The 5,390-nt window shown below is 35.5% G+C and carries 3 protein-coding genes; all 3 read left to right on the top strand.

The features are described from left to right. Positions 1-764: 764 nt before the first annotated feature. Positions 765-3,740, top strand: coding sequence for a hypothetical protein (locus AB1414_14620; GenBank protein MEW6608655.1), 2,976 nt, complete (start codon positions 765-767; stop codon positions 3,738-3,740). Between the two features lie 2 nt (positions 3,741-3,742). Continuing rightward, positions 3,743-4,603, top strand: a complete 861-nt coding sequence (locus AB1414_14625) for a M48 family metallopeptidase (GenBank protein MEW6608656.1) — start codon at positions 3,743-3,745, stop codon at positions 4,601-4,603. Between the two features lie 578 nt (positions 4,604-5,181). Then, positions 5,182-5,390: hypothetical protein (locus tag AB1414_14630; protein MEW6608657.1), on the top strand; the 209-nt coding region annotated here is incomplete at its 3' end.

Genomic DNA, 5,390 nt, shown 5'->3' on the forward strand with positions numbered 1-5,390 from the left:
ATAACACCTCCTCTTTTTGATGTCAACTAAGCAAATTATCTCTTTTTTATCGTTTTGGCATCTTTTATCACTCAAAACTCACCCCAAACCCGCACCATAACTAAAAGACATTTGCAACGCTCTCGAATAGGGGACAGTTCCCTATTATAATGCCCTTTATAATTGCAACAAAAAAATTATTTTGCAGTAGAATAAAACTGCTAATAGGCAGGATAATCTAAGGTTAGATATGCCAGGCAGACAAGAAGGAGAAAGAGGAGTTATTGCTATTGGAAGTTTTGGTGAGAATATTTGCTCCTTTAGTGGACTATACCAAGCCTCCGAGATTGATGCTTTTCGGAAAGAGTTGCTTATCCCTTAGAAGTAACAGGGGGGCGGCTAAGAGGCTCTACTGAAAGGTGATAGTTAAGTAAGATAGAGGAAGCAAGAAGAAAGAGACGGCGAAGTGCAGCTTTTTCTAACCATTCGCTGCACCTGACTGCAGGGGGCTGTGCCGTTTTCAAAGTTTTGTAATTTATCAAGCTTTTATTTTGCTTACAAGGTTAGTGGTAATCCGCCCCCCAGCAGGTGAGCTCTATCATTAGCTCGCATAAATAGTTCAGAGGAAAACTTTTTGATTGACAGAGAGTAAAATTCTCGCTAAAATACCCTCAGAGGCAACAAAAATGGGTATAACAGTCAAAACACTCAAAAAGCAAATTCCTATCAGTAGTCAAATTCCTATCAGTCAGTAGTAAATTCCTATCGGTAGTTGAAGGTGTAGAATGAATGCTTTTTTAATACTTATCGTAGTTGTAATTATAGCAGGTATTTGTGTCGCCTCAGGCAATATAAATAATTTTAACTTGTTTTGTATTCTATTTCTGTTATTTTTGGTTATACAATTAAGAAGTAAATTTAAGACAATTTTAGACCGCATTGAGTCTATCGAAGAAGATTTAGAGGATTTAAAAAATATCCAATCAACCCACTTACCAGAAGAAATAGAGCCTGCTTTACCCTCCTTAGATGAATCCAAATTTGCTGAGCCACAACCACAACCTGCTTTTGAAGTTCAATCAGTTACTGCTGAAAAAGTCCAGATACAAGAAGTATCTCCTATTTTGAAGACAAAATCTGACTGGCTGCCAAAACTTACTGAAAAATTTGCTGAAAATTGGACAGGAATATTCGGGGCAATTACTATGGTTATGGGGGTAGCATTCTTAGGTATCTATGCCGCACTGAAATGCACACCATTTTATCGATTTATTATCATAGTGATTTTTTCAGGGATATTGACTGTCTTATTTTTTATTTTGAAGGAAAAACCACCATGGCGTAAGTTAGCGCTATGGTTGAGAAGCAGTGCTGGGGCAATCTTTTTATTTGCCTGCCTGGGTTCTGGTGGTATCCCCGGGCTACAATGGATTTTAGACCCTTTCAACGCACTTGCTTTACTACTAGTTGGAATCAGTGTAAATGTATATTTAAGTTACATTGGCAAGACACCGCTTTATGCCTCATTCCATGTAGTATTAAATCTCATTGCACTATCAATAGCCCCACAAACAACTATTGTTTTTATTGTTGCTGGGATTGTAACATTGTTAGGCATTGTGATTAATTATAAAGAAAAATGGGAATATCATCTAATTACCTGTATCTCATCTTTTTTCCTTTATCACCTATACTGGTATTTTACTAAAACTGGAGAAATGACCGATATCCAACATTATCTGGGTATGGGAAATGTAGCGTTGGTCAGTTTTACTGCCTTATTAGTTCATTATCGGGATATTTATAAAACTGAAAAGTTTGAATACATCTCATTTATCTCCCATTTTCTAAACTGGTTTTATTTTGGTATTGGTATCTGGATACACTCATTTGATTTTAATGGCAGACCAATTATTATTATCGTTGGTGCATTTGTAGCATTTTTCATTGCCCAAAAAGCAAAGAAGAAAGGCATTCGGTGGGTTTATACGACTGATATGCTGGTCGCTCAAATTGGGATTTTGCTGGCGATTGTATCAATGACTATGTGGAAAATGGAAATATATTACCTTTTGGGATTAATGTATCTTGAAACATTATTGTATAGTTTTGTGGTTTTGAAAGAAAATGAAAGGCTTCTTTTCCGTATCGGGATATGGCTTGCCAATGTATTATCTCTTATCTTACTGATTACCGCATTTAAGAGTATCAATTTTTCTGATACTATGTTACTATATAAACATTCAACAACACTGTTAATTACCGTAGTGATAGGAGTTCTCTTCCATTTGTATCAAACAAAATATGGAGGAGAGGTTTTTGACTGTATATCAGTTTATATTACAAAAACAGGTTCTGAGTATTTGCACAAGTTTTCGGTATCCGGTATTCTGTTACCCATTATGGGATTTACTGTCTATTTCCATTTAGCTCAGATGATGTGGGGACCGGTTGTAGCAATGATAATCGGAATAAGTTTTCTGTATGCCCGGCAGAAATATCAACTCAATGGATTCGGTATTGGCATCTTCCTGTATCTTTTGGGAGTTTATTATCTTGGGTGGTATAAAATATATATGTTCAATAACTGGGATGAGAAAATTATATATAGTCTGCCGTTTTTTTTCTTATCCTTCGCCAGTATTAAATTGTCCTACATTGAAAAAATCAACAATTATGCAAAATATATTGGTATTTATCTGCTATATATTCATCTTGCATTTACCGTACATTATGCATTTAATTCCATATCTCCTTTTATCAGTGGAATTGTCTGGCTTTGTATCTGCGTCATCAATTTAGAAATTGCAACATTCTTGCGCACAAAATATGATGATACAATAATTCAAAAAGGTTCACCTGACCGTTCCCTGATGCATATCGGATATATTTTCATTGGACTCTTTCTAATTCGGCATATATGTGTTCATCTGCAATCTGAAATATACATCGGGTTCATTCAACTGCGATTTTTAATAGAACTATTCGCATTGCTTATATTTGTGTATTGGCTACTCCATAAAAAACCGCAGATGCAGATTATTGATAAGCATTGGATTCGTATCTATCCATTGATGGTGGAACTTATTGTGTTTTTTTCAGTACTTACCATTGCTGTTGAGTTATCTTCTAAATGGTATCCTGTAGCATGGGGAATCTCTGCATTTATCTGCCTATTTTTAGGTCAAACATTTTCATCAAGATTATCTCAGTTAAAGTTTTATTCGCTATTATTTTCGTGGGCAAATGCATTTCATGTAGCATTTAAAACCGCAGTAGAAATTACGCCATCAACAAAATGGCATGAGCAGTCATGGATGAGTGGACTGATTGCCATTGTATTGCAGTTTATGTACATCGTGTGGATTCACCGAAAAAATATTTTTACTTCTCTCGAATTTCCACTAATACTTAAATTCTTTTCACATTGGGTTGGGGTGATACAAAAAAGAAAAAATCTCTGGATTTATTACCCACTGTTCCTCAGTATCACTATGTTTCTTTATTTCTCATTTGAGAAATCAATATTAACGCTTCTCTTTGTATTAGAATGCTTTTTTATTTTTGTTATCAGCCTTATATTGCGAGAGGACAATTTTCGGTATCTTTCTATGGCAGGACTTGTCCTTTGCCTTATCCGACTTATTTTCTATGATTTGGTACAGGCAGGGACTTTGATGAGGGCTGTTGTATTTTTATGTGTTGGTATTATTATGCTTGGTATGAACTTTATTTATACCAAATATAAACAGAGGCAATAGATATGGGTAATTGGCGATTTTTACTCCTTTTTATTATTATAATCTTTGGCATTTCGCTTACAGTTATTACTTTTAGAAAACAGATCAAAACACCTTTATCCTCTACACTCGCTCCTTTTTTTCAAGTACTGGGGATACCAGTCAAGTCAGTTGACACAGCGATTTCCAGAGTCATTCCCGTTGATGTACTTGATGAAAAAGAATATGGAGAAGCGATAGCCAAAGAGATGAGTTATAAAGGTACAAATCACATATATTTAAATAATATTGTAACTCATCTGAGCCGATACGCCAAAAAGCCATTTAAGTACCGTGTTTATGTTGATGATTATGGAGGGATACCTAACGCCTATGCACTTCCGGGTGGAGTAATTGTTATTTCAAAGGCACTGCTTACAGTTTTGAACTCAGAGGCAGAGGTTGCCGCAGTTATTGCCCATGAAATGGGGCATATTGAATTATCACATTGCTTTGAAGCAGTAAAATATGAGTTACTTATGAGGAAAATAAAGAATGCTTCATTAGGTCAACTGGCTGATATTGCGATAGCTGTTCTTATTCGGCACTCTTTCAGCAAAACACAGGAAAACGAAGCAGATGAATATGCATACAACCTCATCTTACAGACAAAGTATGACCCGCTTTGTGTAGGCAAAGCATTCAAAAGTCTTAATTCCTGGGATGAAAAACATATAGATAATAGACAATCAGATGATGAGGCTAATATTATACGGGACTATTTTCTTTCTCACCCCCCGTTGAAGTTACGGATGGAAAAGTTCACTGAGCGGGCTCAAGTATGGTGGAAAACGCACCCAAAAGAAAAACGGTTTTGGGGTGAAAGGAGAGAAGGGAAGGGTTAGGGTCAGAGCTCGAATTGAGAATTAACTATCAAAAAGAAGAAAAGAAAAAAGACTGTGGAGTGCAGTTTTTTTTCTAACAAAATCATTGAAGCAGATTAAAACTACTTATTTCATCGTTATTCGTGTTGAGGAGAGGGGATAAGAAAACAAGGAAACAAGAGAACAAGTTACTGTCGCTACCTTATCAACTTGTTAGACTAATAAAAATAATCACACAGAGACACAAAGTCACAAAGGAATTGAATAAAACAATAAACCTTTGTGTTCTTTGTGGCTTTGTGTGAGAAAATAAAAAGGAGATATTTTAGGGGCAAACCGTGAATGTGGAATGCACAATAATTCGGTGAGGCAGGGAAAGAAGTAGGGTCAAACCTTGACAGGCTGTTGACATAAACTAAAAGATGGAGGGTATGTTTTTTCCGTCCATATTTATGCGAGATCTGAGGGTAAAGAGAAGTAAATTTAAACTTTATGTTGGCGGGGTCAATCCAAAAAAAATTAAAGTTTAAGAGAAAAAATGTCGAGAATACCTATAGAAGATTAAAATTTTTCTAAAGAATAAGGAGGTATTCTCGACAATGACTCATCAAGTATTATATCGACAAAAAATTCAAAAAACTTTAACCGATTATTTTCTTTTACAATATATTCTGTTCAAATATGTTCTTTTCTTCTGGGAGAAGTGGATATTTACTTTCTATATTCCAGAAGGACACATTTTAAGACGGATAAAAGAGGCGGTAGACTTTAAAGAGATAGGCAGGATGATTGAAGTTAAATATTCTGG

The organism is bacterium (assembly GCA_040755795.1).
In the GTDB taxonomy this organism is placed as follows: Bacteria; UBA9089; CG2-30-40-21; order CG2-30-40-21; family SBAY01; genus JBFLXS01.

Bases quoted from the DNA above. Each gene is read 5' to 3' on its own strand.
- AB1414_14620 (MEW6608655.1), top strand. From the start codon at position 765: ATGAATGCTTTTTTAATACTTATCGTAGTTGTAATTATAGCAGGTATT.
- AB1414_14625 (MEW6608656.1), top strand. From the start codon at position 3,743: ATGGGTAATTGGCGATTTTTACTCCTTTTTATTATTATAATCTTTGGC.